This is a genomic window from Amycolatopsis sp. NPDC003676 (assembly GCF_053587275.1).
Genome location: NZ_JBSFNS010000350.1, coordinates 1 through 1,209 on the forward strand (window position 1 = coordinate 1; position 1,209 = coordinate 1,209).

The window sequence follows — 1,209 nt, forward strand, 5'->3', positions numbered from 1 at the left end:
TTCCACTTCGGGGGCCAGCTGCACGAAGGCCTTGACCTCCTCACCGAACAGCTCGTCGGGCACACCGACGACCGCCGTCGCGACCACGATGTCGTCGCGTTCCAGCACGCGTTCGACCTCGGCGCTGGCGATGTTCTCCCCGCCGCGGCGGACCATGTCCTTGATCCGGCCGACCAGGCGGTAGCTGCCCGCCTCGCGCACGGCGACGTCACCGGTGTGCAGCCAGCCGTCGCGCAGGACCTGCGCGGTGTCCTCGGGCCGGTTCCAGTAACCGAGCATCATCGGCTTGCCGGAGGTGATCAGCTCGCCGGACTCGCCCTCGGCCACCTCGCGGCCCTGGGGGTCCACCACGCGGATCCGCTTGGTGGGAACCGGCTGCCCCAGCCGTCCGCTGCCGACATCACCGGCGCTCTCCGGCAGGCTGACCACGTCGACGCCGGTCTCGGTCATGCCGAAGATCTCCCGCCACGGCGCGCCCCACCGCTGCTCGAGTTCCGCGTGCAGCGCAACGGGGACCGCCGAGCACAGCACGATGCGCAGGTCGTTGTCGCGGTCGGACGGGGCGGGCGGCTGCTTGAACACGAAATTCTTCGTCCGTCATCAGAACTTCGAAGGCGAGCTGATGGAGCTGAACTCGCCCGGCTTCGCCGACGACTTCGCCTGGGAGGAGGAGTTCCTGCGCAAGGATGGGGACGGATTCTCGATCGTCCGCTTCCGGTCCAAGAACTTTCCCGACAAGTTCCTGCGCCACAGCGACTTCCGTATCGTGCTCACCGCGGACGACGGGTCCCAGCTGTTCCGCAACGACTCCTCGTTCCGCAGGCGCAACGGACTCTCCGGTGACCCGGAACAGGGTTGGCGCTCCTACGAATCGGTCAACTTCCCCGGCCGCTTCATCCGGCACCGCAACTTCCACGTCTTCGTCGACGACAAGGCGCCCAAGCTCGCCGCCGACGCCACCTTCAAACGAGTCGACGTCTGATCGGGTCAGCTGCTGCCGAAGCTGGGCATGTTGGCGAAGCGGGCGAAGTCGCCCTGGGCGGTGTTGTAGAGGTTGAGGTCGGTGGCGCCGCCGATGCCGGGGATGCTGCCGCGGTCGGTGGTCTGCCAGAAGGTCCAGGTGGGCCAGTTGCCGGGGACTTCGGGTTCGGCCTCGCCGCGGTAGTCGGCGATCCAGAGCGGGTAGCGGGTGAACAGGCTGGTGTCGGC

General features: G+C 68.0%; 3 protein-coding genes. 1 reads left to right on the top strand and 2 read right to left on the bottom strand.

Annotation, left to right across the window (positions count from 1 at the left end):
• Positions 1-582 (bottom strand): class I adenylate-forming enzyme family protein (locus ACWDNU_RS46335; RefSeq protein ID WP_449673507.1); only part of this gene is annotated, 582 nt, incomplete at its 3' end.
• Here ACWDNU_RS46335 and ACWDNU_RS46340 point away from each other — a divergent pair.
• Entirely contained in the window at positions 575-982 is a 408-nt protein-coding gene (locus ACWDNU_RS46340; protein WP_449673508.1) for an AbfB domain-containing protein, read from the top strand. The two genes, ACWDNU_RS46335 and ACWDNU_RS46340, sit on opposite strands and share 8 nt — an antisense overlap.
• A 5-nt stretch (positions 983-987) precedes the next feature.
• On the opposite strand, the gene ACWDNU_RS46345 is transcribed toward ACWDNU_RS46340, so the two are convergent.
• A partial coding sequence (locus ACWDNU_RS46345; RefSeq protein WP_449673509.1) for a GH25 family lysozyme occupies positions 988-1,209 on the bottom strand: 222 nt, incomplete at its 5' end.